The following is a 24,228-nucleotide window of genomic DNA, read 5'->3' on the forward strand; positions in this document are numbered from 1 at the left end:
CTATAAAGATTAGAAGTCATGTTAAAATTTATCAAACATCATATGGAGACAATCGCGGGGATAGAGATCTATCCCGTGATCTCCTTTGTCATCTTCTTCGTCTTCTTCATAGCGTTGACAATCTATGTTTTGAAAGTGGACAAGAAGTTATTCAAAGACATTTCAAATATTCCGTTGAACGAAAACGAAACTGACCATGAGCAAGCTTAAATACATATTATTGACACTCATTTTTGCGATACCTGGACTCACCATGGCCCAGGAAGAAGCTTCGCAACAATCTTTTTCCGAGCAGTATCAGATCGAGCTGGTATTGGGGCTTGCTGTGGTGGTAGCTTTCGTAGCAATTATTGCGATGTACACCTTGCTAGTGGCCTTGAGAGTAGTCTTGAAGTTGAAGAAAGCGGAGATGGGAATTGAAGAGGAAGAGAAAGAATTAATACCAGCTGTTGAGGGAGAAGAAGGAGTCGGATTCTGGAGAAGATTCTGGAATCGTTTGAATGCTTCAGTACCGGTAGCCAAGGAACATGAAGTGGCTACTAGCCATGAATATGACGGAATCAGGGAATTGGATAATCGCCTTCCACCTTGGTGGCTATGGGGCTTTTATGTTTCCATTATTTTCGGGGTGGTTTACCTGATCAACTACGAAGTATTAGGGACTGGACCTACTCAGGACGAAGAGTTTCAAGCTGAGATGATTCAGGCAAAAGAGGATGTGAAGACTTATCTGGCTTCACTGGATAACCTGATTGATGAAAGCAATGTCACTTTGTTGACTGAAACGGTTGATTTGGATGCGGGACGAGCCATTTACGAACAGAATTGTTCAGTATGCCATGCAGCAGATGGAGGTGGTGGAGTTGGACCAAACTTTACAGATAAATACTGGCTTCACGGAGGTGATATGACTGCTATTTTCTCCACTATTAAATATGGTGTTCCTTCTAAAGGAATGATTGCATGGGAAGCGCAGCTGTCACCGAAGAAAATGCAACAGGTAGCCAGCTACATTTATATGATGGAAGGACAAACTTCTGCCAATCCAAAGGAACCACAAGGAGACTTATTTGAAAGAGCGCATGAAGCTGATGTGAGCCCGGATGCGGACGTGGAGTTGGAGGAGGCAGATCCAAATCCAGAGGCAAATCCGGATTACGTGGATGATGAAGCTGAGTTGGAAGAGGGTGAGTGTTGTTAGAAAGAAAGAAATCAGCCATCTCAAAAATTAAGAAACGTCATAGCGAACGAAGTGCGGCTAGCTCAGGGATACTAGCACAAAATTTCGTAAAGATTGCTTCGCAATGACGAACCCTTTGAGATGGCTTAATTAAGTGTGAATTATTCCAAATGGCTGACGTAAAAGACATATATCAGGAGCAGGAGAGTGCTGAGGAGACCTTCAGAGACCATCTTTCTACGGTGGATAAAGAAGGGAAGCGAGTGTGGGTTTACCCAAAGAAACCAAAAGGTAGATTCACAAACTATCGCTCACTTGTCAGCTATATTCTGCTCCTGTTTTTATTTGGTGCTCCATTTATAAAAATAGATGGTCAGCCATTTTTGCTGTTTGATATTTTCGAACGGAAGTTTGTGATCTTCGGACAGGTTTTCTGGCCACAGGATTTCTTTCTGTTTGTGATCGGGATGCTGGCCTCACTGGTATTTATTATACTCTTTACGGTAGTCTTTGGACGTATTTTCTGTGGATGGATCTGTCCGCAGACCATTTTCATGGAGGGGGTATTCAGAAAAATTGAGTACTGGATTGAAGGTGATTACATGGCTCAAAAAAAGCTGGATAAACAACCATGGGATAAGGAGAAAATAACCAAAAAGACCATTAAGCATACTTTATTTATCCTCGTCAGTGTTTTTATCATGCACACGTTTATGGCATATCTGGTAGGAGTAGATGAGCTGTGGAACATCATAGAGGAGGGACCAGGTGAAAATACTGCAGGGTTCATTGCTATGGTTGTATTTACAGGCCTCTTTTATGGGGTTTTTAGTCAGATGCGTGAGCAGGTTTGTACCACCATTTGTCCTTATGGGCGTCTGCAAGGCGTGCTTTTAGACAAGCAAAGTGTCGTGGTGGCATACGATCATGTCCGTGGTGAAGAACGAGGCAAATTCAGAAAAGGAGAGGATCGGGATGAGGTAGGCAAAGGTGATTGTATTGACTGTAAACAGTGTGTGTATGTATGTCCCACCGGTATCGATATCAGAAACGGAACACAGTTAGAATGTATTAACTGTACTGCTTGTATAGATGCCTGTGATTCAATTATGGATCGCATTGGAAAGCCAAGAGGACTCGTGAGATATGCGTCTGAAGAGAATATTGCAGAAAAGAAACCTTTTCAGTTTACATCCCGAATGAAGGCATATACAGGAGTACTTATTGCGCTTGTTGGCGTACTGGTAACCTTGTTGCTTATTCGATCAGATTTTGAAACGACTATTATGCGTACACCGGGAATGCTCTACCAAGAACGGGAAGATGGGATGATTACTAATCTTTATCAGGTGAAGATGGTGAATAAAACCAATGATGCCATGGATGTGAATTTTAAGCTACTTGAACCAGAGGGAAGCATAGAAATGGTGGGTGGTGAAATTGATCTCACTAAGCAGGGAATCGGACAAGGCGCATTTTTCGTGATCATAAACCCGAAGAATATTCAGAGTATGAGCACCATGGCGAAAATTGGCGTGTACTCCGGCGATGAATTGGTAGAGACAGTTGAGACAAAGTTTCTTGGACCAACGAACTAATCAATGGACAATGAACAATTGATAATTGACAATGAAGAATTGAGAAATGAGAAAGGAAAATGAATCGAGTTCTGTAGTTGGGTTTGAAAAGCAAATGAAAACTTCTGACTACTTACTCCTAACCTCTAACTACTTAAAATCATGAACTGGGGAAATAAAATAGTAGTAGCATTCGTACTCTTTGCGGCCTTCATCGGTTATATGGTGGTCAGGGCATTTCAGGAAGACTTTGATCTGGTGGCGGAGGATTATTATGCAAAGGAAATTGCCTACCAGCAAAAGCTGAATAAGCTATCGAATACAGCCGAGGACGAAAAGCAGGTACTGATGCAGCAAATGTCAGATGTTGTTTTGCTGACCTTTCCTGATGAGGCTAAGGGTGAAATTCACTTCTACCATCCTTCCAGAAAAATATTCGACAAGACATTTTCCATATCGCATGGGGATGATTTAAAGCAAGAGATTAGTAAGTCAGAACTTGTGTCGGGTAATTATCGGGTGAATATCGCCTGGAAAGCAAACAACACGGATTATTTACAACAGTCAAGTATCTATCTCAAATGATTGGCGCATTCATCATCGGCTTATTTGGTAGTCTGCACTGTGTAGGCATGTGCGGTCCGGTGATGATGGCTTTTATGGGTCCGAAACAATCCAAGAAAGGTTTTGCATTGTATCATTCCGGTAGAATTCTAGCGTATGTACTCATTGGCGGAGTGTTGGGCTTGCTTGGAGCTACTGTAGTATTAATGCAGCTTCAAAAGTTTCTGGCTTTCTTTTTAGGCTTTGGATTAATTCTGCTTTACGGTGTTCCTTCAGTGCGTCATAGATTGGAACGGTTCTATTTTGAGTCTCGGTTTTATCAATTTCTCAAATCTTTCCTCTCCAAAAATCTTTCAACCAAACGACGCTGGTTTCTCAGTGGAGTAGCAAACGGGTTTTTTCCTTGCGGACTCACCTATGTGGCAGCAGCAGGGGCGGTAGCTTTAGGAAATCCATTCCAAGGGGCAGCTTTTATGGTATTATTTGGGCTAGGCACATTACCTGCTTTGATTACACTATCCTTTGCCGGAAATATCTTTTCTCGTCGGTTAAGAACGCTGATTCCCCGATCTATCCCCATCATTGCTATAGTGTCCGGGTCCATTCTTATTATGCGAGGCTTACTCACAAGCTTCCCACAGTTCAACCAATTGGTTCAAGCCAATGCAGCAGGTTTAATTACCGTTTGTGGACTTTGAATTGAATTTTAAAGAGAGCGACAACTCTTTATCTTATTTTTTCAGCTAACTTATAGGATAAAATTACTAACGGTTGAAATCCGTATCAGAAATAAGGTCCTTGAGGAGGATATTTTTTCTTCTCGTTATAAGTATGACCACCCTAGCTGGAGCCGCCTTTCTCTACATCCTTGATGACGCCAAAAAGGATAGAGTAAATGATTTGACGAATACAGCCAAGGTGATAGAGAGCTACTATGAGCTTAGTTTTCACCAATGGGAGTTGAGTCTACTTAGTCTAGGCAATCGATTTGTTGAAATTAAGGACCCTCAAGAGCGTCTCGATTATGCCAATAGGGCATTAGAGGTTTATCGAAATGAGTTACTTGCTTTTGGTCTGGCAGAGCCGGGGGGGCAGGTTGTCACATTTACAGGTAGATTAGTCAATGATTCCTTGCCAAATCTATCAATGTCCGAAAGAACAAGGAGATCATTCGAATCTGCACTAAGAAATGGTGGTCTAACCCTGGGCGAATGCTACTATTTTGAAAATGTTTCTGATTGGATATTACCGATCCGAGTGCCGATAAAGAATAAGGAAGGAGAAATCCTGGCAGTCAATACGTCTGCGATTGATTACAGTACCATGATGGAGGAATTGGGACGATTTGTAGAGGGTACTCAATATAAGGTTCATTTAATCAATAACGAGTTCAATACGACTCAGATACTATATCCCATGGATCTGAGGAATTACGAAGGGGTTTTAGGTTCCGTCGATTTGATTTATAAGGACTTAGATACACTAGAAGTTAAGGATGATGCATATGTCACCTCTGCCATCGACCCGGTCACAGGAAATGATATTATTTGCGCTTCGATTTTGATTGACAATGTTGATCATTCGCTCATCATCTCTATAGAGAAGTCGGCGCTCATTTTCGAGGTTTTAAACAGATTTAAATTCGTTTTCATTGTATACATCCTTCTCGTACTTGCTTCAATATTGCTTTATAAATATCTAAAGCGAAACCTTGAAAAATCCATTCTTAACCTCCGTACAGAACGAGCTAACCTTAAATCGATTATTGAAAGCACCTCCGATTTAATTGGGCTCTTTGATAATGATAAAAATTTGATTGAGTTTAATCGTGCATTTAACATATCTGCTAAAGTGACGGATGGTCTGAAGCTATACAAAGGGATGGATGTACTTAAAGCAATCAAAAATAGCGAGCAGGTAGAATCCTTTAACCAGCTTTTTGATCGAGCTCTAAGTGGAGAGAAATTTCAGCTTGAAATTATTTACCCATCACCTAAGGGGGACCTTACCTTTAAGGCCACTTATAATCCGGTCTATAGGGATGATAAGGTAGTAGGGTTTACACTCTTTTCTGAAGATATCACAGAGATAAGGAGTTATCAAAAGCAACTGGAGGCACTCAACAAAGACTTAGAGAATAAGGTGCAGGAAAGAACCAAGGAATTAAAGGAAAAAAATAAAGAGCTTAAAAAGGGCTATGATAAGCTCCAATCAACGCAGCAACAATTGATTCGCGCTGAGAAAATGGCCTCCTTGGGAATCCTGTCGGCAGGAATCGGGCATGAAATAAATAACCCGCTTAATTTCATTAAACATGGTGCTCTTGCCTTGAAAGAGCGGTTGGTAAATATTGAAGACTATGATTCTTATGATCAGTACTTCAATGCAATTGAGGAGGGTGTAAGGCGAGCATCTCAAATTGTAAGTGGATTGTCACATTTTAGTAGAACGGGTGAGGCAATGGATGAAACATGCGATGTACACGAAGTTTTACAAAACAGCTTAACCCTTTTGACAAATCGTTTTAGAAATAAGGAGATTGAAATTCGATCCTATTTCCACGCTGAAAACTCTGTCATAATCGGCAATGAGGGGAAATTACATCAAGTCTTTACCAATATCATAACCAATGCTGAACAAGCGATTGAAGCTTCGGGCGTAATTGAGATAATCACAAAAAATGAGAAGCAGACAATCATAGTTGAAATTACAGATGATGGTATCGGGATGACTAAAAAGGAAGTCGAATCGATGACAGATCCTTTCTACACAACTAAAGAACCTGGAGAAGGCACTGGGCTTGGACTTTTCATCACACAGATGATCATAGATGAGCACGGAGCTGAGCTTGATGTAAAATCAAAAAAAGGAGAAGGAACCACTTTCATCATCACACTGAAATGCAAGTGATAAAAATCAGATACTAGTATTTCATTCATCAGTTTCTGGGCTTGGTAAGCCAAATAGCTTTGAGTCAAATTTTGATTCAATGCAAGACCTGAAAAAGTACAACCAACCTGTTCCACGATATACCAGCTATCCAACCGTCCCATTTTGGGAGCCTGAGAGCTTTAGCGTTGAAGCTTATGAAAAGACTTTACAGTCTGCTTTTTGGGAGAGTAGCAAGGAGGTAAGCATTTACATCCACCTGCCTTTCTGTGAAAGCTTGTGTACGTATTGTGCATGTAATACCAGAATTACCAAAAATCATCAGGTTGAAGATCCTTACATTGATCATGTGTTGAAAGAATGGGAATTGTATTTAGAAAGGCTGCCTGAGAGACCACTCATTCGTGAGATTCATTTAGGTGGAGGTACACCCACCTTCTTTGCACCTGAGAACCTGGATCGATTGCTATCTGGCATTATCGAGAAAGCTAGTCTCTCCAAAGAATTTCAGATGTCGTTCGAAGGCCATCCGGCGAATACCACGGCAAAACATCTGGAGACACTACATGAGCTGGGCTTTGATCGGGTGAGTTTTGGTATTCAGGATTTTGACCTGAACGTTCAGAAACTAATCAACCGTATGCAGTCATTTGAGCAGGTAAAAGCGATCACAGAGAAGGCGCGCGAGATCGGATATACTTCAGTGAACTATGATGTGGTTTATGGATTACCGGGCCAGACGGTTGAGTCTGTACAAAACACACTTGAACAGATCATTCAGTTGAAACCGGAACGAATTGCCTACTACAGTTATGCGCATGTTCCATCCATGCGTCCGGCACAGAAATCGTATGAACAGCACCTGCCTGATGAGGACAACAAATGGAGTTTTATGCAGCTGGGAAATGAGGCTTTTACTCAGGCAGGCTATGAAGAGGTGGGCATGGATCACTTTGTATTGCCTGGTGATGAATTGCTGGAGGCTCGCAAAAACGGTGAGCTCCATAGGAACTTCATGGGCTACACGCCATTCACTAGCAAGCTACTGATTGGATTGGGGGTAAGCTCCATCAGCGATAGCTGGTCAGGTTTTGCTCAAAATGAGAAAAGCATTCCTAAGTATTATGAGCAAATAGATAAGGGAGAACTGCCAATCATAAAAGGCCACATTCATACGAAACAAGACTTATTTTTCCGAAAGCACATCTTGAATTTGATGTGCGATTTTGAAACCACCTGGCATGAGTCTGAATTCATGGAGCATTGCGTGGCGCTTGATTACAATCTGCTGGATCAATTACAAGATGAGCGACTGGTTAGGTACAATGAAAAAGGCATGAACGTCACACCTGAGGGTCGCAAAGTGATTAGAGTCATCTGCACTGCTCTTGATGCAAGAATGGCCAGGACCAACCGAACCCCTCTGTTTAGTAAAGCAGTTTGATTATTGCTCGTGTTTAGACGGTTTCAAGAAAATTAAAAGCTGAATAAGAATGCCAATGACTATTAAAGCGCCTATTTCCAATTTTGTAATAAGATCACTTGATTGTATTGTTTGATTAGAGCTACTGATAACCCTGCTACTCTCTTCTAATTGGATTTTGAATAGCGCATCTAAATCCTGAAAAACAGCCTGGAAGTACTGCTCACTATTTGTTGAGATGGGTGCTTCTGGTGCTATAGATTCATCAGAAACATAAGCATTCTCGAACTTTTTTAATTCTCGTATATTTTCTTGAAGTGATGTGAAGCGTATAGATTCCCTCTCGGTTAGCTTGGTTGAGGCAAACTTATCAATCAAAATATCTATTGAATCGTTTATTGCATGGTGAAGTTCTTTTAGGTTATTCGCTTCTGCGCTTTGAAGGATTTCTTTCTTTTGTTGGATATTTCTTGATATACGATAGAGATAGTTTTTAGCTAGTAGTCTGTCCTCATATACAGTAGTCAGGTTTTCCTTAACAATTCTAAAGTGATTCTTATCGATCAGATTGGTTGCAATAATTAATAGGAAAACCACCGCGAGTGCAGCTCCTGCTCTTATTCTTTGTGCTAAACTAAGTTTCCAGCGCATGTATTAGTTAATTAACGAACTATGCCATTTGTTTTTAATTCTAACCAATTTATAGGTTGAGTTGAACATTAGAAAGATAAGCAATACGATTATAATAAGAGCGATTTCTAAACGACTACTAATATTATTAGATGACATAATTTTTTTCGAGTTATCAACCAGGCTTTTTCCTTCCTTTAGTTGAATGTGTGAAAGCTCCACTAAATCAGCATGAATAAGTTCGTATTGATTGTCAAGGTGTTTTTGTAACTGAACCCTTTGCTTTGAAGCCAAATTATAAAGTATCTGGTTTTCAAATTCATAAGCAAGAGCCAATTCAGTTTTAAACTCCTCCCACAGCTTATTTTCTTCGACTGTTAGGTCTGTTTTTTCATATGCATCAATCAAAATGTCTATTTCATAATTTAATAACGTCAGTTCTTGAGCTGCATGCTGACTTTTGCTCATCAGCCACTTTTTGCTCTCAATTTTTCGTGAGAGTTCAAAAATATATTCATTGGCCACCAGCCTGTCTTCATAAATAGAGGCAACCGTTTCTTCCATGTCTGATAGGTTCTTTTTATGCATGTAACCGATCATGACAATCATTAGCAGAATAGAGAACAGTACTATTGTCTCATTCCTTTTCTTATTTAGAATGTATTTCCATCTCATATCTTCAGTGTTATTTATTCAATTACTTTTCCCTTCAGTAGAAGCCACTGCTTAAGTTCCTCCTGGTCTTTAGGATTTAGATATTTAAGTCCCTTTTGATATTCTTTTTTAAGTAGCTCGTCGCTGAAACTTATCTTGTTAAGAAGCAACTTGCAGTATTCCAGCATGGTCATGGTGTTTTTGATTTTAGCCGTGCTTTTCATTTTTCTTTTATTTTAGTTTAAAGTCGTCAGTGTCTCCACACTTTCCTTCCGATAAACAAGTGTTCCACATGTCTTTTTATTCGATCTACTCTTTTGTATGGAGAGGATCAGAATCCTTTTGCTCAACCGTGTATGGTTCATAACCTTTATTGCCATATATGTATGGAGCCAAAGTGAAGAATAAATATGATCGCTAATCGTATCGTATAATTTAACGTCATACCTATTCATTGGTGAGAGGTAATAATTCGTGATTTTTTGCTGGGTGTAAATACTTAAATATAATAGAGGATTAATTTGTCCTTTATTAGATGGGTTGCTATTTTTGCTTCAAAAGGAAAGAGATGTTTTCAAGAGCATGTGAATACGCCATCAAAATCATGATCTACATTGCCGGCAATGAGCAGGAGGGGAGAAGAACGGGGGTGAAAGAGATATCAGATGCTATTAATTCACCGGAGGCTTTCTCAGCTAAGATATTGCAGCAACTGGTTAAGAATGGTTTGTTGAGTTCGTATAAAGGACCTACAGGAGGTTTTGAATTAGCCGCAAATAAGAAGATAAAACTAGTAGATATAGTGAGAGCCATTGATGGCAATAAACTCATGGAAAGCTGTGTCCTTGGACTTGAAACCTGCTCAGGAAAAAATCCGTGTCCCGTGCATTTTAAGTTTATAGAAATAAGAGATCAGCTAAATGAAACACTGCTTTCAACCGAAATACGCGACCCTGAATTAATTACAAAAGGGATAGATCTGACTTAAATTTATTCTAATAAAAGATAAAATGATCTTTTAATCTTAAATATTAACATAAATCATAAGTGGGAGTGAAGAAGATCATATTTCAGACACCCAATTCTTTAAAACTTTGAACCATTAAATAGAAAATGTCATGAACAGAGTAATCTCAATCAGTTTAATAGCCGCCTTTTTCATCATCAATGCATGTGGAGGCGGAGGCGGAAAAAGCAAGATCGATCAGATCAAAGAGAAGTCCAAAATGGAAGCTACAGAAGCAGAAAGCAATGTTCCTGCTAGTGAGCGTATCACGCTGGATAACAAAGGGGTAGGGCCAATTAAGGATTTACCACTTCCGGAGACCATTGATCAGGAAATGGTAGAGAGAGGAAAAGCACTTTTCAGTACCAACTGCAGTGCTTGTCACAAGATAGATAAGCGCTTTATCGGCCCTTCTCCAAAAGGAATTATGAAACGAAGAAGTCCTGAATGGATCATGAATATGATCCTCGATCCTCAATTAATGGTGGAGCAGGATCGATGTGCCAAGGATCTTTTAGTCGAGTTTAACGGAGCTGCTATGGCCAACCAAAACATGACTGAAGAACAGGCGCGTGATATTTTGGAATACTTCAGAACCTTATAAACCAAACCTATAATACTATGAAAGATAAAATTTTAAACTCTTTGACCCTATTGGTGCTTTCTGTACTGATATGGTCGTGTACACCTCAGAAAGAGGGTGAATCTTCTTCAGAGGCCTCTGCTGGGACCGGTAGCCATCCGATGGGGCAAGCCTCTGTTGTAGACGAAGTATCAGACCCGAATATTTTACAGGTGGCGATATCTTCAGAGCCACACAGCACCTTAGTTGCTGCAGTTCAGGCAGCTCAAATTGAGCATGTGCTTGTTAATGCCGGACCGCTTACCGTGTTTGCTCCCGTCAATGAAGCTTTCGACGCACTTCCTGAGGGCACACTAGACAACCTTTTGAAGCCCGAGAACAAGGGAGATCTTGCTACGATAATCACTCGTCATGCGGCTCCTGGTTCTTTCGATTTAGACGCTCTTAAAAGAGAGGCTAAAAAGGGAAGGAAAATTTATATGGCTACTGGCGACTATCTGGAGGTAACTGTGGATGGAGATGATGTGAGTGTTGGAGGTGCCAAAATAGTCGGAACAGTACCTGCTTCAAATGGAATCATCCATGTAGTAGAAAAAGTGATTTTACCTTAAAAAACCAATAAAATGAAAAATACAATTATTAAAAATGCTCTATTTATAAGCGCTCTTGCCTTCTTATTCTCCTGTGGTCAGGCAGGGGATAGAGGAGGTAATGGTGCGCTTAGCAGCAACATTGCTGAAAAAGTGTACGTAGCGCCAGGCGAAAGGGATGAACAATACGCTTTCCTTTCTGGAGGCTATAGTGGTAACTTAACTGTTTACGGTCTTCCTTCCGGAAGGATGTTTAAAGAGATCCCTGTTTTTTCTCAGTTCCCAACGTCAGGTTATGGCTATTCTGAAGAAACCAAGCCTATGTTAAATACTTCGTTTGGTTTCGTTCCATGGGATGATCTTCATCACCCGGATATTTCTCAAACAAATGGTGAGCTTGATGGAAGATGGATTTTTGCAAATGGTAACAATACGCCGCGTATTGCAAGAATTAGTTTGACAACTTTTGAAACGGAAGAGATTATTGAAGTACCAAACAGTGCCGGTAATCACAGTTCTTCCTTTATCACTGAAAACACAGAGTATGTTGTAGCCGGAACGCGTTTTTCTGTTCCTGTACCTCAGAAGGATATGCCTATCAGTGAATACAAGGCCAATTTCAAGGGGGCCTTGACATTTATTGCGGTGGATCCTGAGCATGGTCATATGGATATTAAGTTTCAGTTGTTGATGCCTGGTTTCAACTATGACCTGTCGCACCCTGGTAGAGGTAAGTCACATGGTTGGTTCTTCTTCTCTACTTACAACACTGAAGAGGCAAATTCACTACTTGAGGTAAATGCATCGCAGAATGATAAGGATTTTATCGCAGCAATAAACTGGAAGAAAATCGAAGAGTATGTAAACAACGGTGGTGGCACTAAAATGCCAGCTAATTATGCACACAATGTCTATGATGAATCCACTCACACGGCTACTTCTACTATGAAAAAAGAAGTATTGACGGTAAACCCTGCAGATGTACCAGGAGCTATATACTTCCTGCCAACTCCAAAATCACCTCACGGATGTGATGTAGACCCTAATGGAGAATATATCATTGGATCAGGTAAGCTCTCAGCTAACATAACTGTTCATTCATTCGACAAAATGTTAGCAGCTATTGATGGAGAAAAATTTGATGGCGATGCATATGGCATTCCGATTTTGAACTATGACGATATATTGGCTGGTAGCGTACAAAGTGGTGGCTTAGGCCCATTGCACACCGAGTTTGATGGAAGAGGAAATGCATATACCACATTCTTTATTTCTTCTGAAGTGGTGAAGTGGAAATTGGGAACCTGGGAGGTAGTCGATAGAAAACCTACGTACTACTCAGTTGGTCACCTGATGATTCCTGGAGGTAACTCAAGAAAGCCACATGGTAAGTATTTAGTGGCCATGAACAAGATCACAAAGGATCGTTACTTACCTACCGGACCGGAGATGGAGCACTCTGCACAGATTTATGATATCTCAGGTGAGAAAATGGAGTTGCTTTACGACTTCCCTACACATGGAGAGCCGCACTATGCTGCTGGATGTGATGCTGATCTTTTGGTGAACAATTCGAAAAAAATCTACCGAATCGATGAGAATAATCACCCATATGCTATTAAGAGTCCGGCGGAAGCTAGAGTCGAAAGAGATGGCAAAGAAGTACATATCTATATGTCAACCATCAGAAGTCACTTTACGCCAGATAATATCGAAGGCATCAAAGTAGGAGATAAGGTTTATTTCCACATCACTAACCACGAACAGGATTTCGATGTACCTCATGGATTCTCCATGATCGGACAGAGAACATCTGAGATACTTGTGATGCCTGGTCAGACCAAAACTACCCTTTGGGAACCAGAAAGAGTTGGAGTGTGGCCATTCTACTGCACAGACTTCTGCTCTGCACTTCACCAGGAGATGCAAGGATACATTAGAGTATCACCAGCAAACTCAAACATAGAGTTGAGTTATACCCTGGATGGAGATGACATCTAAAAACCAATCTGTAAGGCTGATTTAATTATCAGCCTTACAGTTTATTTCAATTTTCCCAATTAAAACATGATAAGCTAATGAAACGGGCTGGTATCTTAATGATCATCGGAAGCGCTATGCTCTTAGGTTTATTCGTATTCCCCATGTGGAATATACGCCTTGGCGCACCTCAATACCCTGAACCTCTTGGTATTGATATCCATGTAGATGGGTTAAGAGGAGAGAATGAATTTGATATTCAAAACATAGATGGGCTTAATCACTACATAGGAATGAAGGTTCTTCCAAAGCCTGATGAAATGTGGGAGTTTTCTGTATTTCCTAAAGTAGTTGGAGTAATGGCTGGATTGGGTATAATTATTGGCATACTTGGGATGACACGGAAAATATCTCCTGTCTACTTCCTCATTTGGTTTGTTTTGATGAGCATACTTGGAGCTCTTGGTATTTATGACTTCAACTTATGGTTGATTGATTATGGAAGCGATCTGGATCCCAATGCCATCTTAAAACTGGTCAATCCAGATGGAACCCCAATGAAATACAACCCTCCGCTCATCGGGCATAAAAAACTACTAAACTTTGATGCCTATTCGTACCCACGCACAGGAGGTATCTTATTAGGTGTTGGTATGTTTCTGAGTTTGGTATCTTTTTTCGTAGGTCGAAAAGCCAGATTAGCTTCTTAAATATGAGCACTATGAAATTCATATATGTAACGCTGTTGTCACTTTTTATTTTCTCCTGTAGCACAGGCCCTAAACCGATAAATTATGGGCAAGACGCGTGTGTTTTCTGTAAAATGACTATTGTGGATAAGCAACATGCAGCACAACTGGTCACAAAAACAGGTAAGGCGTTTAAGTATGATGCCATTGAGTGTATGCTTAATGACCTGAAGGAATGGGAACATCCTGAAGTCACTTACTATCTGGTTGCTGACTATGCCAATCCCGGAGTATTGACAGATGCATCAGATGCTGCTTATTTGATATCTCAGGAAATCCCAAGTCCTATGGGGGAATTCCTAACGGCATTTGAAAGTGCAGAGAAGCGAAATGAAGTGAAAAAAGATGTAATTGGAACCGCCCTGGATTGGAAGGCTTTAAAGGCGGAGTTTGAAGTTAATTGAGTTAGATGAGATTACTACTTGTTTCATTTTTTACTTTGATTTTTCTGCAGACCAGTGGACAAACTAATATTTGTCCAAGGTGTGATATCAAGGATTTGCAAAAAGCAGTAAACCTTGCTGAGCCTCATGATACCCTTATTATTAAAAGTGGTGTTTACCCGGTGGTTGATCTTGAAATAACAAAACCTTTAACCCTGATTGGTGAAAAGGGTGCCATATTGAACGGTCAGAATAAAAGCTATGTGTTGAAGTTGCTCGCTGACAGCATAACCATTTCAGGACTGAAAATCATCAATGCCGGTAAAAGCTACACGAAAGACTATGCTGCGATCTATGCTTATCGAGCCAATTACTTTCTTATTGAAAATAATACAGTAATTGATCCCTTTTTTGGTTTGCTAATAGAGAAATCCAGTAATGGTATCATCAGAAATAACCTGGTGTATGGGGAGAATGTAAAAGAAGACGAAGCTGGGAATGGCATTCATGCATGGCATTGCTCCAACCTTCAGATACGTGACAATGAAGTTTACAGAATGAGGGATGGCATTTACCTGGAGTTTGTGGACGAAAGCATTATTGAGGAAAACTACGCACATGACAATGTTCGATATGGATTGCACTTCATGTTTTCCAATAATGATGATTATATCAGGAATCGATTTGAACACAATGGAGCAGGGGTAGCAGTCATGTTTTCTAAGTTTATTATAATGAAGAATAATGTCTTTGTTAACAACTGGGGACCAGCGAGTTATGGGCTTCTATTAAAAGAAATCTACGATGCTGAAGTGCTGGATAATGAGTTCATTGAAAACACGACAGCCGTTTTTATAGACGGTACCAGCCGCATTAATTATGTGGGTAATGTATTTAATAAAAATGGGTGGGCGATTAAGGTATCCGGAGGATGCTATGCTAACCGGATCACAGGAAATGACTTCAAAGGAAACTCTTTTGATGTGTCATATAACTCCAAGATGAATGACAACACCTTTGATGGTAATTACTGGGGAGATTATACAGGCTATGACCTGGACAAAGACGGTGTAGGGGATGTGCCTTATCGTCCGGTAAAGCTATTTTCATACATTGTGAATAAAACCCCTGAAACCATCATTTTACTAAGAAGCCTTTTTGTGGATATTATGAATTTTTCCGAAAAGGTTTCGCCTGTTTTTACCCCTGACAACCTGGTGGATCAAACACCGGCAATGAACGCATTCAAATGATTCAAGTAACAGATTTACATAAAACCTTTGGTAAGCTGGACGTCCTGAAAGGTGTCAGCTTCTCCATCAATAGACCAGGTGTTTTTGCGATTCTCGGCCACAATGGCTCGGGCAAGACCACTATGCTTAAAACCATATTAGGAATGGTGATACCAAACAGTGGAGAGCTGAAAGTAAATGATCAAACGATTCACAAAAGCTGGGAATATCGCAAAGACATTGCCTACCTGCCACAAATTGCTCGTTTTCCGGAGAACCTGACGGTCAACGAACTTATCAAGATGATTCTGGATATACGAAATCGAAAGGGTAGAGAGGGAGAGCTGATTCAGCGATTCGGATTGGAAAAATTTCTAGATAAGAAGCTGTCGGATTTATCCGGCGGGACAAGACAGAAGGTGAATATTGTATTGGCTTTCATGTTTGATGCAAACATCTGCATCATGGATGAACCTACAGCCGGACTGGATCCGGTAGCCATGATTGAGCTGAAAAAGCTGATCGATGAGGAGCGAAAAAAAGGGAAAACTATACTTATAACCACACACATTATGAGCTTGGTAGAAGAGGTGGCCGAAGAGATCATCTTTCTATTAGATGGGAAGATCCATTTTCAGGGAACGCTGAAAGAGATGCGGAAGCAGACGAATGAAAAAGATTTGGAACACGCAATCGCAGCAATGCTTGTGCCTAATGGTACACATAATCATTAGAGAATTGAATTGATAAAGAAATGGCTAGAACTAAATGCTATCCGTCTCGAGCTTAATACGAATACGATGATAAAAATATTAAAATACAGCTTTTACGATTTAATGCGCAGCAGATGGAGCTACGTGTACCTGGCTTTTTACATGCTGTTGGGGTTTGTTTTATTGTTTCTTAATTCAGACCTGTCCAAAGCAACGATCACCTTGATGAATATCATTGTAGTGCTCACACCGATGATTGGAACCATTTTCGGTATTATGTATTTCTATAATTCGCGTGAGTTTACGGAGCTATTGCTCTCACAACCCGTGAAGCGTTCTACCATCTTTCTAGGGCAATACTTGGGGCTGTCACTCTCACTCTCTATGAGTTTAATCATTGGGTTGGGCATTCCATTTCTTTTGTATGGTATCACCCAATCGGATGCAGTAGGCAACTTTATCACATTGCTGGCTTCCGGTACTTTTCTCACCTTCATCTTCGTGGCATTGTCTCTGAATATTGGCTTGGGTAACTCCAACAAAATCAAAGGATTTGGCTATGCCATTCTCATGTGGCTGTTCTTTGCAGTGATCTATGATGGGCTTTTCATGATCTCGTTGATTGTCTTTGGGGACTACCCGCTGGATAAATTTGCTCTGGGTGCATCACTCTTTAACCCGATTGATTTGAGTCGAATTATGATTTTGCTTAAGCTGGAGATTTCAGCGTTGTTGGGTTATACAGGTGCACTGTTTCAGAAGTTTTTCGGCACCAGCTCAGGATTATTTATCTCGATTGGCGTGCTCTTACTATGGGTGTTTATCCCTGTCTCAATCATGCTGAGAAAGTCGCTCAGAAAGGACTTCTAAGTGCTTTCAATTCAAATAGTCTCTGAACAACACAGCTTGCCGTAAACTTCTTCTGAAACTGTTTTCAATATCAAAACCCGATTCCATGAATTATTCAGGAATCGGGTTCATTATAAACTAAACCATCAAACCACAGCACCTGACTGCTCAAAATACTCTTTGAACAATTCAATGGACTTTGGAAATAAGATGTTGTTTTCCAGGTGAATGTGTAAATGAAGATCCTCCTCAAATTCCTTCAATAGGGCATAAGTAACCCTGTATGTCTGACAGGCATCTGAAGGGGGCTCATATTGGCTAGTTAGTTTCGCTATATTTCTAAAGCGCTCGCCTTCAGTAGCATGCTCATGCTCCATCATCTCAATCGGATTTTCAATGTGACCAAAATAGGGCTCTGAAAGTGGGTATTGGCTGCCTGATGCTTCTACGAGAGATTTAATGAATGGAAATAGAACAAACTCTTCTTTTTCCATGTGAGAGAGCAGGGCAATGGCTGCTTCATCGAATAATTCATTCACTTTGTAAAGCTCCGGGTGACGCTCTCCATGTACCTGACATAGTTTGTTCAGGTAGGCCTGCAAAACCGGAATGGTAGAGCTCACATAGTCATGATGGATATTCACAATGTGATCTACCAGCTCAGTAGGATCCATTTTTTGATAATCATTTTCAATAGGAGTGGAAAGCACCTCAGAAATATCATTCTCTATTTCACGTAAGTCTACCTGCTTATTTTCGCAGGCTTCTTCCAAAGGTATACCACCATTACAACAGAAATCAATTCCATACCTGGTGAATACGCGTGCTGTTTTATAATTCTGAGCTACAATCTTGCTCACTTTAGTTTGTGCTAAATTCTCCATATAAATAAGATTTAAAGATGTTTATATCCTTTAATTAATAAAATTTTTATTGCTTTAGTACCACTTTACCCTCTCTTAAGAGCTCCGTAAGTTCATCCATTTCAGTTGTTGTTAATACTTCTTTGAGGTAGTCCTTCACACCGACAAATTTATGATGTACCGGACAGGGTTGCTCTGAAGAACATTCCCGGAATCCCAAGACACAATCCTTCATGATTTTTTCACCGTCGATAGCCTTGACAATATCAGCTAATGTGATGGTCTTGTTACTAATACGAGCAAATCCTCCGTGGGGACCTCTAACGGAATTAAGCAGGCCCTGTTTAGTTAGTTGTTGCAACACCTTGGCTGTAAAGGATACGGGTGATTCAATCGCGTCTGCAATTTCCTGTACACCTGCCCAGGGGGATGTAGAATAGTCTCTTTGCCAGAGGTACACCATTACTTTTATGCCATATTCGCAGGTTCTCGAGAACATAATGAATCATTGTTTTTGCAAAAATAGAAATAATAAACATAATAAAAGATAAGTTTATCTTTTATTTTAATTAACGAAGTAAACGGAGCAGAGGTTATCGAATTCATTGACATAGTGTTCGATTATTTTGATCTGTTTTCTTTTCTTTTCAGCGCCGCATCATAACGTTTTTTCTCTTCATCAGTCACAATTTCAAGGCTGGGTACTTTAACCGGCTTCCCTGATTCATTGATCGCCACAAAGGTGAATATCGCATCATTGGTCTTGTACATCTTCATATCTGGCAGGCTTGATGCCCATGCTTCTACAAAGATTTCCATTGAAGTATTGAATGCGCGGGTAATGCAGGCTCTGATGTACACCGTATCACCGGATTTGATGGGACCATCGAAAGACACAGAGTCAATAGATGCGGTCAGCGCCACACAATGACCATGTTTTTGAGCTGTTATTTCTGCGGCTATATCCATCCACTCCATCAGCATTCCTCCACGCAAATACCCAAGTGGGTTGGTGTGATTAGGCATGACGATATAGGTCACATCGGTAACGGAATCTGCTACTTTTTTATTTACGCTGTGCATATGGCTTGGCTTTAAATGTTACGACATACTTAAGTCTAATTATTGTCAAATAATATCTATTGTCCCATTAATCTTCATGATTGGACTATTATACACAAATTTTTATGTGCGATTTAGTGGCTAGCCTATCAATTCTTTCTTGTGCAACTTCAAGAAAATCAAAGAATGCGTGCGCTTCAGGTCCCGGGAGATTCAATTTTCTACCAAGCAAATGTTGATAATAATTTATTCCATCTTTCATATTGAAAATAAATGCCTGAATTTTCTTTTCGGTCTTGGTCGTGCCTTCATTCAGAAATTCATCGACCATTTTTTTTAATTGATCCAGGTAAAGCCCTAATTCTTTCATGAACATATGTGGTCGGTCTTTTCGTGATATGATATTGGCTCGACCGTAAATATGATCCACCATCTTTTTGAGTGAGACATTCTTATCAAAATAAGCCATGTTGGGGCCGGGGCATACCGACACCCCATTTCCCTCTTGCTTCGTGTCTATCTTGTTTTCAATTAAAAAGGAGGTTCCCAAACCTGTGCATATGCAGGCTTTTTCAGTAATTTTTTTGTACGCTTTTTCATAGTCTTGTGCTACCAGTCCATGATCTTTCAATTCTTTGATCTTTAAATGTTGGTACTTCCTGGATGCTGTACAGATGGGCTTTTCTGTAAATTCTGTATTGAAAGAAAGGTGCTTTTTCACACAGGGACTTCCCGGCTTTCCTTGTGCAGCTACTTGCTGTTTTTCCTGATCCTTTGTATTTGATCTTAAATTATTAAAGGGAACCCCAAGAGGGGAGATCCCACTAAGATATAGATCATCTTCCTTGGCGTTTTTAATGAGATCACGGGTATGACTGTCTACACAGGTGGCCTCTGGTACCAAAAGGAAAGGCGACCCCCATCCGATGGCATCCAGTTTATAGTAATTTAGAAGAAACGAATGTTCATTGGCAGTACCCACTCCCCCTTGTGCAGTGACTTTCAAGGCTGGAATTTCAGATAATTGTGCATGACCTTTTTCTATGAGTGCCTCCTGATATACATCATATATCGATTGAGTAAGGGACGCTCGTTTGTTTTTAAATTCTTCCAGGATTGGCCCCATTAAATGTCCTTCTGTTCCAAACGCATGCCCACCACAGTTTAAACCTGACTCTATCCTGAATTCGGAAACCCAAAGTCCTTTTTTTGCCAAAAACTTTCCCTGGATCATCGCAGACCGATAGTCACTTACTTTTAGAATGATCTTCTTTTTGAAAGCTCCATTTTGGTCTGGATAAAAATCATCAAAATTTGACAAATAACTATATAATGCAGGGTTCAGTCCTGCTGATAATACGAGGGATGAGTTTAAATCACTATATGCAAAGCCCCTAACAGAAGCATGCGCATCTTTGTAGATTGAAGGTAGGGGCTTCCCTTTCTCGTAGTTTACCTTGTCCAGCTTTGTCATGATATTTACATCTATTGTCCCCGGTTGTGCATGGGATCTGGCATAGTGGATGATATCATCAGCAGAACCCTTCGTTTTTAATTTTAAAAAGCCTTGCTTAATATCGGATTGATCCGGTAATAAATCGAGGTAGTGAAGCGCTTCCGTTAATGAACAGGATTGCCTGAATTTATTAATCTTCTCATCAACAATCTTTTTAACCAGGTTTAAATATGTAGTAATACGTGTAGCTCGCGAATCTTCATCCTGATCCTTAATCGGAATATAGGGGACGTCATGTTTCTTGCTGTAAACTTTTCGTACTTTTTCTATAAGAGTGTCCTCAATGATAGAAATAACAGAATTAATGCCGTAATGAGCAACTTTAATAGGAGTGTCTATGGTAAAAGCTAAACCCATTACGGGGATATGGAATGTATGTAAAGACATTATATGTGATTTACTGGATATGTATTAAGGGTTGAGTTAAATGGTGCAAACATCATTGTTGCAAAACTTTTCTGCTTCTGCATCTTCTTCATGATTTACATATTTGATAGGCTGAAGCTTTGAGGCCATTTCCACATATTTTTCACGTGTGATCGCTTCATAAGGCATTTGTGCATACGCACCTACTTCCAGTTTTGGAAGGAAGCTGATCGACTTGAGTGAATACTTGAAGTAATCGAGGATGGGGGCAATCTGATTGGCTTCCTCCGGTTTGAAAGTAACTGTACAGGATACCTGATTGTCCGACCAATAGGTTTGTAAAAATGCTGCAAGACTCACCTGCTCCCATATGCTTACATCCTTTTGACTCCTGCCTTGATTATGTACCGGAAAGGATACCACTACGGAAGAATTGTCCATTACATCATCTTCAATATCGAGTCCGGCTTCTTTCAGTGCAGGAACCAGCGCAGAGGTTTTAGCGATACGTACCCGACGAATGTAATAATCGAACTCAGGAAAGTGACATCCGGGGTTTACACCAGCCAGTAGGCTAACTGTTCCAGACGGCTTTACGCTCGTAGTTTTGATACTTCGAGGCACGCACAACCAGGAAGAATAAATTTCATCCCATTTTTGGATTTCGTTGTAGCCGTCTTGCAGCCAGTCTCTTAGTGTTTCGAGCGAATTCCTGTCTATGAAATTCGTTACACCCGTTACCGAAGTGCCTATTCTGCGATTACGTTTTTGTACCCTGTTGGTCTGATGCCAGGTGGTGGAAACAAGAGTGGCGGTTTTGCCTACCATGTAAGCAAACTTCAATGTACGCAGGTAGTCTGCTTTGGACTCTGCACGTGAAGGGAAGGTTTCTACAAGGCAGCAGAGCTCAAAACTTTCGAGTGATTGCTCACCACAAGGATTGGTGCCCTTAGCTTTTGAGTCTTTGTAATCAGCAGGATCACACAAACGGGAAAACGCTCTGATGTTGTCCATGAAAATATATCCGGGCTCACCATTGATCGCCGTTTGATTAGCCACTTCTTCGAAATCGGTTTGATTATCTACAAAGACACTATTGTTGGATGCCCAACCGTAGGCCGCTCGCTCTGCTCGTGATCCTGTATAGATTTTTTCTTCAGCATCCCAGCTGTAGTCTTTTAGTTTTCGATACTCCTCATTGTCTACATTTCCTAAAGCTATCTGCGCGGTTCGCCGGACATTTCCAGCCACCACACATTGGCCAATCATATTCATGATATCAGTGATGACTGTTAGGCTGATGTATTTATCATGCTCTTTCTCCAGTACACTTCGTACCTGTTCATGAAGATTTTCCAGAGGTGCTGGGCCGCTGGAGATTCCTCCAAAACCTTTAATTGTGACTCCAGCTGAACGGATTTTACTGTAATCAAAACGAAGGGTGAATCCAGGAGTGCCGATAAAATGTTGTTGGAAATAGGAGGCCAATAGTCTTCGCAGGCTTTCTACCCATCCCTCTCTGGTATCCGGTATGATGAACACTTCTTCTTCAGATTGTGGCTTGTAGATTTTCAAACGTTGAGCTCCGGCCACATCAAAACCCACACCTACACCCACCATGCTCATGTCCATCATGAAAGTGAAAGGCAAGGTGGCATCTTCGAGCGATCGACCCATCTGGTCGGTAGAGACAAACGCACAATTAAATAATGCCTGACCTACTTTCTTTTCGTGAATGATGGGAGTGCCCATAGCCCATAGCATGCGGCCTGGAGGTAGGAATTTCATCTTGAACATTCTGTCATACATTTCCTGAGCAGACTCCTGTGCCTTATTGTCATTCCAACCCAGATCATTGTTCAGGATGTATTCCTTTTGAAGCGAATAGCACCCCTCAACCACACGTCTTACTGTTTCAAACCATTGCTCGTTGGTTCCATCTTCTTTTAGGCGTGAATAGGTACGGTAATAGGTGAGTAGGCCTAAACCATTGAAGCCAAATTGAGGATCTGTATTGCGGTATTTTTCTACAAAGTCATCAGTTAGTTTGAACTTAAGTTTCATAGGAATCATGTTTTTGAGTGAGTGATAGTTATTACGGGTCAAATATATTGATTCTTTTATTAATGATATAAAGATGATTATATCTTTTATTATAAATATCATTTAATTTTGAAAGGGAAATGATAGAAAATGAAACTAAGAGAAATTAATAGCTACAACGAGTTGCGGAAATTTGTGGAGTTTCCAATGGAGCTTTATCGTTATGATGCAAATTATATTCCTCCTTTAATTCAGGATGAATTGAATGTCTTGTCCCCGAAACACAACAACGCATTCAAAGATGCACGATCCAGATATTGGGTTGTTGAAGATGAAGGACGGATTGTAGGTAGAATTGCAGGTATCATAAAGCCATGTGACACAGATCCATCACTGATGGAAGCTCGTTTTGGGTGGTTGGATTTTATCAATAACCAAGAGGTGTTGTACCATTTGCTATCCGCCGTGGAGCAGTGGTGTTTACACGAAAAGATTTATAGTTTGAAGGGACCGTTTGGGTTCAATTCTTTTGATCGTTCCGGCATACTGGTGGGTGGATATAATGAACTACCTACAATGTTTGGAAACTACAACTATCCATATTATGCAGAATTGCTGGAGGCTGCCGGGTATAAGCGAAAATTTCATTGGGTTGAATATAATATTCAGGTCCCTAAAAAAATCCCGGAGAAATTTGTGAAAGGAGCACAAGCCATCCGTCAACGATATGGTCTTCGTCAGGTAGTGATTAGAAGGAAGAGGGAACTTCGTGGCTATTCTGAGGCAATACGTTTACTAATAAATGAAGCGTATAGTGGTATTGTTGGATTTTCGAAAATTTCCAATGAGCATTTCGAACAATTATATCAAAAATTCATTCAACTTATTCCTAAGGATTATTTCTCGCTTGTTGTAGATGATACTGGTGAATTAGTAGGGTTTGGATTGGTGATGCCTGATCTTTCGGAAGCACTGAAGAAAATGAATGGTAGGTTCTTTCCATTTGGTTATTGGCAACTGTACAGGGCCTTGAAAAAATCCGATACCGTAGACCTTCTGCTTATTGCAGTCAAACCTTCTTTTCAACATAGGGGAGTCCATGCACTAATATTTGAGCAGATCATACCGGCAGTAATCCGGCGTGGGGTGCTGTATGTGGAAAGTACAAAAGAATTGGAGTCCAACTCAGATGTGAGGAACTTATGGGGTGATTTTGATCACAGGCAGCATAAGAAAAGTGCTTGCTTTTATAGAGACCTTCGCTCAATTACATCAATTGAAAACTCTCTGAGCTATAAATGAATTTTAAGGACTCAATCATAAAGTTGATTTATATCATTTCATTTAGTGGATTTTATCATGAGTGGCTGATTAAG

The 24,228-nt window shown here is 40.4% G+C and carries 25 protein-coding genes; 17 read left to right on the plus strand and 8 right to left on the minus strand.

Annotated features, from left to right (window positions below):
* Nucleotides 1-18: 18 nt before the first annotated feature.
* The 7 genes from ACQK2H_RS08955 to hemN all read left to right on the plus strand — a co-directional run bounded on the left by ACQK2H_RS08955 (nt 19) and on the right by hemN (nt 7,654).
* Nucleotides 19-210, plus strand: a complete 192-nt coding sequence (locus tag ACQK2H_RS08955; protein WP_349567115.1) for a CcoQ/FixQ family Cbb3-type cytochrome c oxidase assembly chaperone — start codon at nt 19-21, stop codon at nt 208-210.
* Nucleotides 197-1,201 (plus strand): cbb3-type cytochrome c oxidase N-terminal domain-containing protein, encoded by a 1,005-nt coding sequence (locus tag ACQK2H_RS08960; protein ID WP_425391094.1) that lies wholly within the window; start codon nt 197-199, stop codon nt 1,199-1,201. The genes ACQK2H_RS08955 and ACQK2H_RS08960 overlap by 14 nt, the downstream gene beginning before the upstream one ends.
* A gap of 149 nt (nt 1,202-1,350) precedes the next feature.
* Nucleotides 1,351-2,778 (plus strand): cytochrome c oxidase accessory protein CcoG, encoded by a 1,428-nt coding sequence (gene ccoG / locus ACQK2H_RS08965; protein ID WP_425391095.1) that lies wholly within the window; start codon nt 1,351-1,353, stop codon nt 2,776-2,778.
* Nucleotides 2,779-2,919: 141 nt separating this feature from the next.
* Nucleotides 2,920-3,342, plus strand: coding sequence for a FixH family protein (locus ACQK2H_RS08970; RefSeq protein WP_425391096.1), 423 nt, complete (start codon nt 2,920-2,922; stop codon nt 3,340-3,342).
* Entirely contained in the window at nt 3,339-4,019 is a 681-nt protein-coding gene (locus ACQK2H_RS08975; protein ID WP_425391097.1) for a sulfite exporter TauE/SafE family protein, read from the plus strand. The genes ACQK2H_RS08970 and ACQK2H_RS08975 overlap by 4 nt, the downstream gene beginning before the upstream one ends.
* A 133-nt stretch (nt 4,020-4,152) precedes the next feature.
* Nucleotides 4,153-6,231 carry an ATP-binding protein gene (locus ACQK2H_RS08980; RefSeq protein ID WP_425391098.1) on the plus strand — a complete coding sequence of 693 codons (2,079 nt, stop codon included), beginning with the start codon at nt 4,153-4,155 and terminating at the stop codon, nt 6,229-6,231.
* 79 nt (nt 6,232-6,310) lie between these two features.
* A complete protein-coding gene (hemN, locus tag ACQK2H_RS08985; RefSeq protein WP_425391099.1) occupies nt 6,311-7,654 on the plus strand; it encodes an oxygen-independent coproporphyrinogen III oxidase in 1,344 nt (447 codons plus the stop codon).
* Here hemN and ACQK2H_RS08990 read toward each other — a convergent pair whose 3' ends face one another.
* The 3 genes from ACQK2H_RS08990 to ACQK2H_RS09000 are packed head-to-tail and all read right to left on the minus strand — an operon-like array spanning nt 7,655 to nt 9,141.
* Nucleotides 7,655-8,284, minus strand: a complete 630-nt coding sequence (locus ACQK2H_RS08990) for an MCP four helix bundle domain-containing protein (protein WP_425391100.1) — start codon at nt 8,282-8,284, stop codon at nt 7,655-7,657.
* A gap of 3 nt (nt 8,285-8,287) precedes the next feature.
* Nucleotides 8,288-8,938 carry an MCP four helix bundle domain-containing protein gene (locus ACQK2H_RS08995; RefSeq protein ID WP_425391101.1) on the minus strand — a complete coding sequence of 217 codons (651 nt, stop codon included), beginning with the start codon at nt 8,936-8,938 and terminating at the stop codon, nt 8,288-8,290.
* Nucleotides 8,939-8,952: 14 nt separating this feature from the next.
* A complete protein-coding gene (locus ACQK2H_RS09000; RefSeq protein WP_425391102.1) occupies nt 8,953-9,141 on the minus strand; it encodes a hypothetical protein in 189 nt (62 codons plus the stop codon).
* Nucleotides 9,142-9,485: 344 nt separating this feature from the next.
* On the opposite strand from ACQK2H_RS09000, the gene ACQK2H_RS09005 reads away from it, so the two are divergent.
* The 9 genes from ACQK2H_RS09005 (at nt 9,486) to ACQK2H_RS09045 (ending at nt 17,023) form a co-directional block, all read left to right on the plus strand.
* On the plus strand, nt 9,486-9,905 hold the full coding sequence (locus ACQK2H_RS09005) for an RrF2 family transcriptional regulator (RefSeq protein WP_425391103.1): 420 nt from the start codon (nt 9,486-9,488) through the stop codon (nt 9,903-9,905).
* Nucleotides 9,906-10,035: 130 nt separating this feature from the next.
* The gene (locus ACQK2H_RS09010) at nt 10,036-10,527 is read left to right on the plus strand and encodes a c-type cytochrome (protein WP_425391104.1); all 492 of its coding nucleotides are present in this window, start codon (nt 10,036-10,038) and stop codon (nt 10,525-10,527) included.
* A gap of 17 nt (nt 10,528-10,544) precedes the next feature.
* Nucleotides 10,545-11,117 carry a fasciclin domain-containing protein gene (locus ACQK2H_RS09015; protein ID WP_425391105.1) on the plus strand — a complete coding sequence of 191 codons (573 nt, stop codon included), beginning with the start codon at nt 10,545-10,547 and terminating at the stop codon, nt 11,115-11,117.
* Nucleotides 11,118-11,129: 12 nt separating this feature from the next.
* Nucleotides 11,130-13,097, plus strand: coding sequence for a Sec-dependent nitrous-oxide reductase (gene nosZ, locus ACQK2H_RS09020; RefSeq protein ID WP_425391106.1), 1,968 nt, complete (start codon nt 11,130-11,132; stop codon nt 13,095-13,097).
* Between the two features lie 77 nt (nt 13,098-13,174).
* Nucleotides 13,175-13,786, plus strand: a complete 612-nt coding sequence (locus ACQK2H_RS09025) for a hypothetical protein (protein ID WP_425391107.1) — start codon at nt 13,175-13,177, stop codon at nt 13,784-13,786.
* Between the two features lie 11 nt (nt 13,787-13,797).
* Nucleotides 13,798-14,229 (plus strand): nitrous oxide reductase accessory protein NosL, encoded by a 432-nt coding sequence (locus ACQK2H_RS09030; protein WP_425391108.1) that lies wholly within the window; start codon nt 13,798-13,800, stop codon nt 14,227-14,229.
* A 5-nt stretch (nt 14,230-14,234) separates the two neighbouring features.
* Entirely contained in the window at nt 14,235-15,461 is a 1,227-nt protein-coding gene (locus ACQK2H_RS09035; protein WP_425391109.1) for a nitrous oxide reductase family maturation protein NosD, read from the plus strand.
* On the plus strand, nt 15,458-16,174 hold the full coding sequence (locus tag ACQK2H_RS09040) for an ABC transporter ATP-binding protein (RefSeq protein ID WP_425391110.1): 717 nt from the start codon (nt 15,458-15,460) through the stop codon (nt 16,172-16,174). The genes ACQK2H_RS09035 and ACQK2H_RS09040 overlap by 4 nt, the downstream gene beginning before the upstream one ends.
* 66 nt (nt 16,175-16,240) lie before the next feature.
* Nucleotides 16,241-17,023 carry an ABC transporter permease subunit gene (locus ACQK2H_RS09045; RefSeq protein ID WP_425391111.1) on the plus strand — a complete coding sequence of 261 codons (783 nt, stop codon included), beginning with the start codon at nt 16,241-16,243 and terminating at the stop codon, nt 17,021-17,023.
* A gap of 125 nt (nt 17,024-17,148) precedes the next feature.
* Here the strand turns inward: ACQK2H_RS09045 and ric are convergent, their stop codons facing one another.
* The 5 genes from ric to ACQK2H_RS09070 all read right to left on the minus strand — a co-directional run bounded on the left by ric (nt 17,149) and on the right by ACQK2H_RS09070 (nt 22,873).
* Nucleotides 17,149-17,886 (minus strand): iron-sulfur cluster repair di-iron protein, encoded by a 738-nt coding sequence (ric, locus tag ACQK2H_RS09050; protein ID WP_425391112.1) that lies wholly within the window; start codon nt 17,884-17,886, stop codon nt 17,149-17,151.
* Between the two features lie 46 nt (nt 17,887-17,932).
* Nucleotides 17,933-18,364 carry an RrF2 family transcriptional regulator gene (locus ACQK2H_RS09055; RefSeq protein ID WP_425391113.1) on the minus strand — a complete coding sequence of 144 codons (432 nt, stop codon included), beginning with the start codon at nt 18,362-18,364 and terminating at the stop codon, nt 17,933-17,935.
* Nucleotides 18,365-18,486: 122 nt separating this feature from the next.
* On the minus strand, nt 18,487-18,948 hold the full coding sequence (locus ACQK2H_RS09060; protein ID WP_425391114.1) for an acyl-CoA thioesterase: 462 nt from the start codon (nt 18,946-18,948) through the stop codon (nt 18,487-18,489).
* Nucleotides 18,949-19,036: 88 nt separating this feature from the next.
* A complete protein-coding gene (locus tag ACQK2H_RS09065; protein WP_425391115.1) occupies nt 19,037-20,830 on the minus strand; it encodes a hypothetical protein in 1,794 nt (597 codons plus the stop codon).
* Nucleotides 20,831-20,866: 36 nt separating this feature from the next.
* On the minus strand, nt 20,867-22,873 hold the full coding sequence (locus tag ACQK2H_RS09070) for a hypothetical protein (RefSeq protein WP_425391116.1): 2,007 nt from the start codon (nt 22,871-22,873) through the stop codon (nt 20,867-20,869).
* A gap of 129 nt (nt 22,874-23,002) precedes the next feature.
* Between ACQK2H_RS09070 and ACQK2H_RS09075 the strand changes: the two genes are divergently transcribed.
* Nucleotides 23,003-24,154 carry a hypothetical protein gene (locus ACQK2H_RS09075; RefSeq protein ID WP_425391117.1) on the plus strand — a complete coding sequence of 384 codons (1,152 nt, stop codon included), beginning with the start codon at nt 23,003-23,005 and terminating at the stop codon, nt 24,152-24,154.
* The last annotated feature ends 74 nt before the right edge of the window (nt 24,155-24,228 follow it).

Source organism: Ekhidna sp. (assembly GCF_965228795.1).
In the GTDB taxonomy this organism is placed as follows: domain Bacteria; phylum Bacteroidota; class Bacteroidia; order Cytophagales; family Cyclobacteriaceae; genus Ekhidna.

Excerpts from the sequence above, each read along its gene's own strand:
- ACQK2H_RS08955 (WP_349567115.1), top strand. The coding sequence starts at position 19 with ATGTTAAAATTTATCAAACATCATATGGAGACAATCGCGGGGATAGAG.
- ACQK2H_RS08960 (WP_425391094.1), top strand. The coding sequence starts at position 197 with ATGAGCAAGCTTAAATACATATTATTGACACTCATTTTTGCGATACCT.
- ccoG (WP_425391095.1), top strand. The coding sequence starts at position 1,351 with ATGGCTGACGTAAAAGACATATATCAGGAGCAGGAGAGTGCTGAGGAG.
- ACQK2H_RS08970 (WP_425391096.1), top strand. The coding sequence starts at position 2,920 with ATGAACTGGGGAAATAAAATAGTAGTAGCATTCGTACTCTTTGCGGCC.
- ACQK2H_RS08975 (WP_425391097.1), top strand. The coding sequence starts at position 3,339 with ATGATTGGCGCATTCATCATCGGCTTATTTGGTAGTCTGCACTGTGTA.
- ACQK2H_RS08980 (WP_425391098.1), top strand. The coding sequence starts at position 4,153 with ATGACCACCCTAGCTGGAGCCGCCTTTCTCTACATCCTTGATGACGCC.
- hemN (WP_425391099.1), top strand. The coding sequence starts at position 6,311 with ATGCAAGACCTGAAAAAGTACAACCAACCTGTTCCACGATATACCAGC.
- ACQK2H_RS08990 (WP_425391100.1), bottom strand. The coding sequence starts at position 8,284 with ATGCGCTGGAAACTTAGTTTAGCACAAAGAATAAGAGCAGGAGCTGCA.
- ACQK2H_RS08995 (WP_425391101.1), bottom strand. The coding sequence starts at position 8,938 with ATGAGATGGAAATACATTCTAAATAAGAAAAGGAATGAGACAATAGTA.
- ACQK2H_RS09000 (WP_425391102.1), bottom strand. The coding sequence starts at position 9,141 with ATGAAAAGCACGGCTAAAATCAAAAACACCATGACCATGCTGGAATAC.
- ACQK2H_RS09005 (WP_425391103.1), top strand. The coding sequence starts at position 9,486 with ATGTTTTCAAGAGCATGTGAATACGCCATCAAAATCATGATCTACATT.
- ACQK2H_RS09010 (WP_425391104.1), top strand. The coding sequence starts at position 10,036 with ATGAACAGAGTAATCTCAATCAGTTTAATAGCCGCCTTTTTCATCATC.
- ACQK2H_RS09015 (WP_425391105.1), top strand. The coding sequence starts at position 10,545 with ATGAAAGATAAAATTTTAAACTCTTTGACCCTATTGGTGCTTTCTGTA.
- nosZ (WP_425391106.1), top strand. The coding sequence starts at position 11,130 with ATGAAAAATACAATTATTAAAAATGCTCTATTTATAAGCGCTCTTGCC.
- ACQK2H_RS09025 (WP_425391107.1), top strand. The coding sequence starts at position 13,175 with ATGAAACGGGCTGGTATCTTAATGATCATCGGAAGCGCTATGCTCTTA.
- ACQK2H_RS09030 (WP_425391108.1), top strand. The coding sequence starts at position 13,798 with ATGAAATTCATATATGTAACGCTGTTGTCACTTTTTATTTTCTCCTGT.
- ACQK2H_RS09035 (WP_425391109.1), top strand. The coding sequence starts at position 14,235 with ATGAGATTACTACTTGTTTCATTTTTTACTTTGATTTTTCTGCAGACC.
- ACQK2H_RS09040 (WP_425391110.1), top strand. The coding sequence starts at position 15,458 with ATGATTCAAGTAACAGATTTACATAAAACCTTTGGTAAGCTGGACGTC.
- ACQK2H_RS09045 (WP_425391111.1), top strand. The coding sequence starts at position 16,241 with ATGATAAAAATATTAAAATACAGCTTTTACGATTTAATGCGCAGCAGA.
- ric (WP_425391112.1), bottom strand. The coding sequence starts at position 17,886 with ATGGAGAATTTAGCACAAACTAAAGTGAGCAAGATTGTAGCTCAGAAT.
- ACQK2H_RS09055 (WP_425391113.1), bottom strand. The coding sequence starts at position 18,364 with ATGTTCTCGAGAACCTGCGAATATGGCATAAAAGTAATGGTGTACCTC.
- ACQK2H_RS09060 (WP_425391114.1), bottom strand. The coding sequence starts at position 18,948 with ATGCACAGCGTAAATAAAAAAGTAGCAGATTCCGTTACCGATGTGACC.
- ACQK2H_RS09065 (WP_425391115.1), bottom strand. The coding sequence starts at position 20,830 with ATGTCTTTACATACATTCCATATCCCCGTAATGGGTTTAGCTTTTACC.
- ACQK2H_RS09070 (WP_425391116.1), bottom strand. The coding sequence starts at position 22,873 with ATGAAACTTAAGTTCAAACTAACTGATGACTTTGTAGAAAAATACCGC.
- ACQK2H_RS09075 (WP_425391117.1), top strand. The coding sequence starts at position 23,003 with ATGAAACTAAGAGAAATTAATAGCTACAACGAGTTGCGGAAATTTGTG.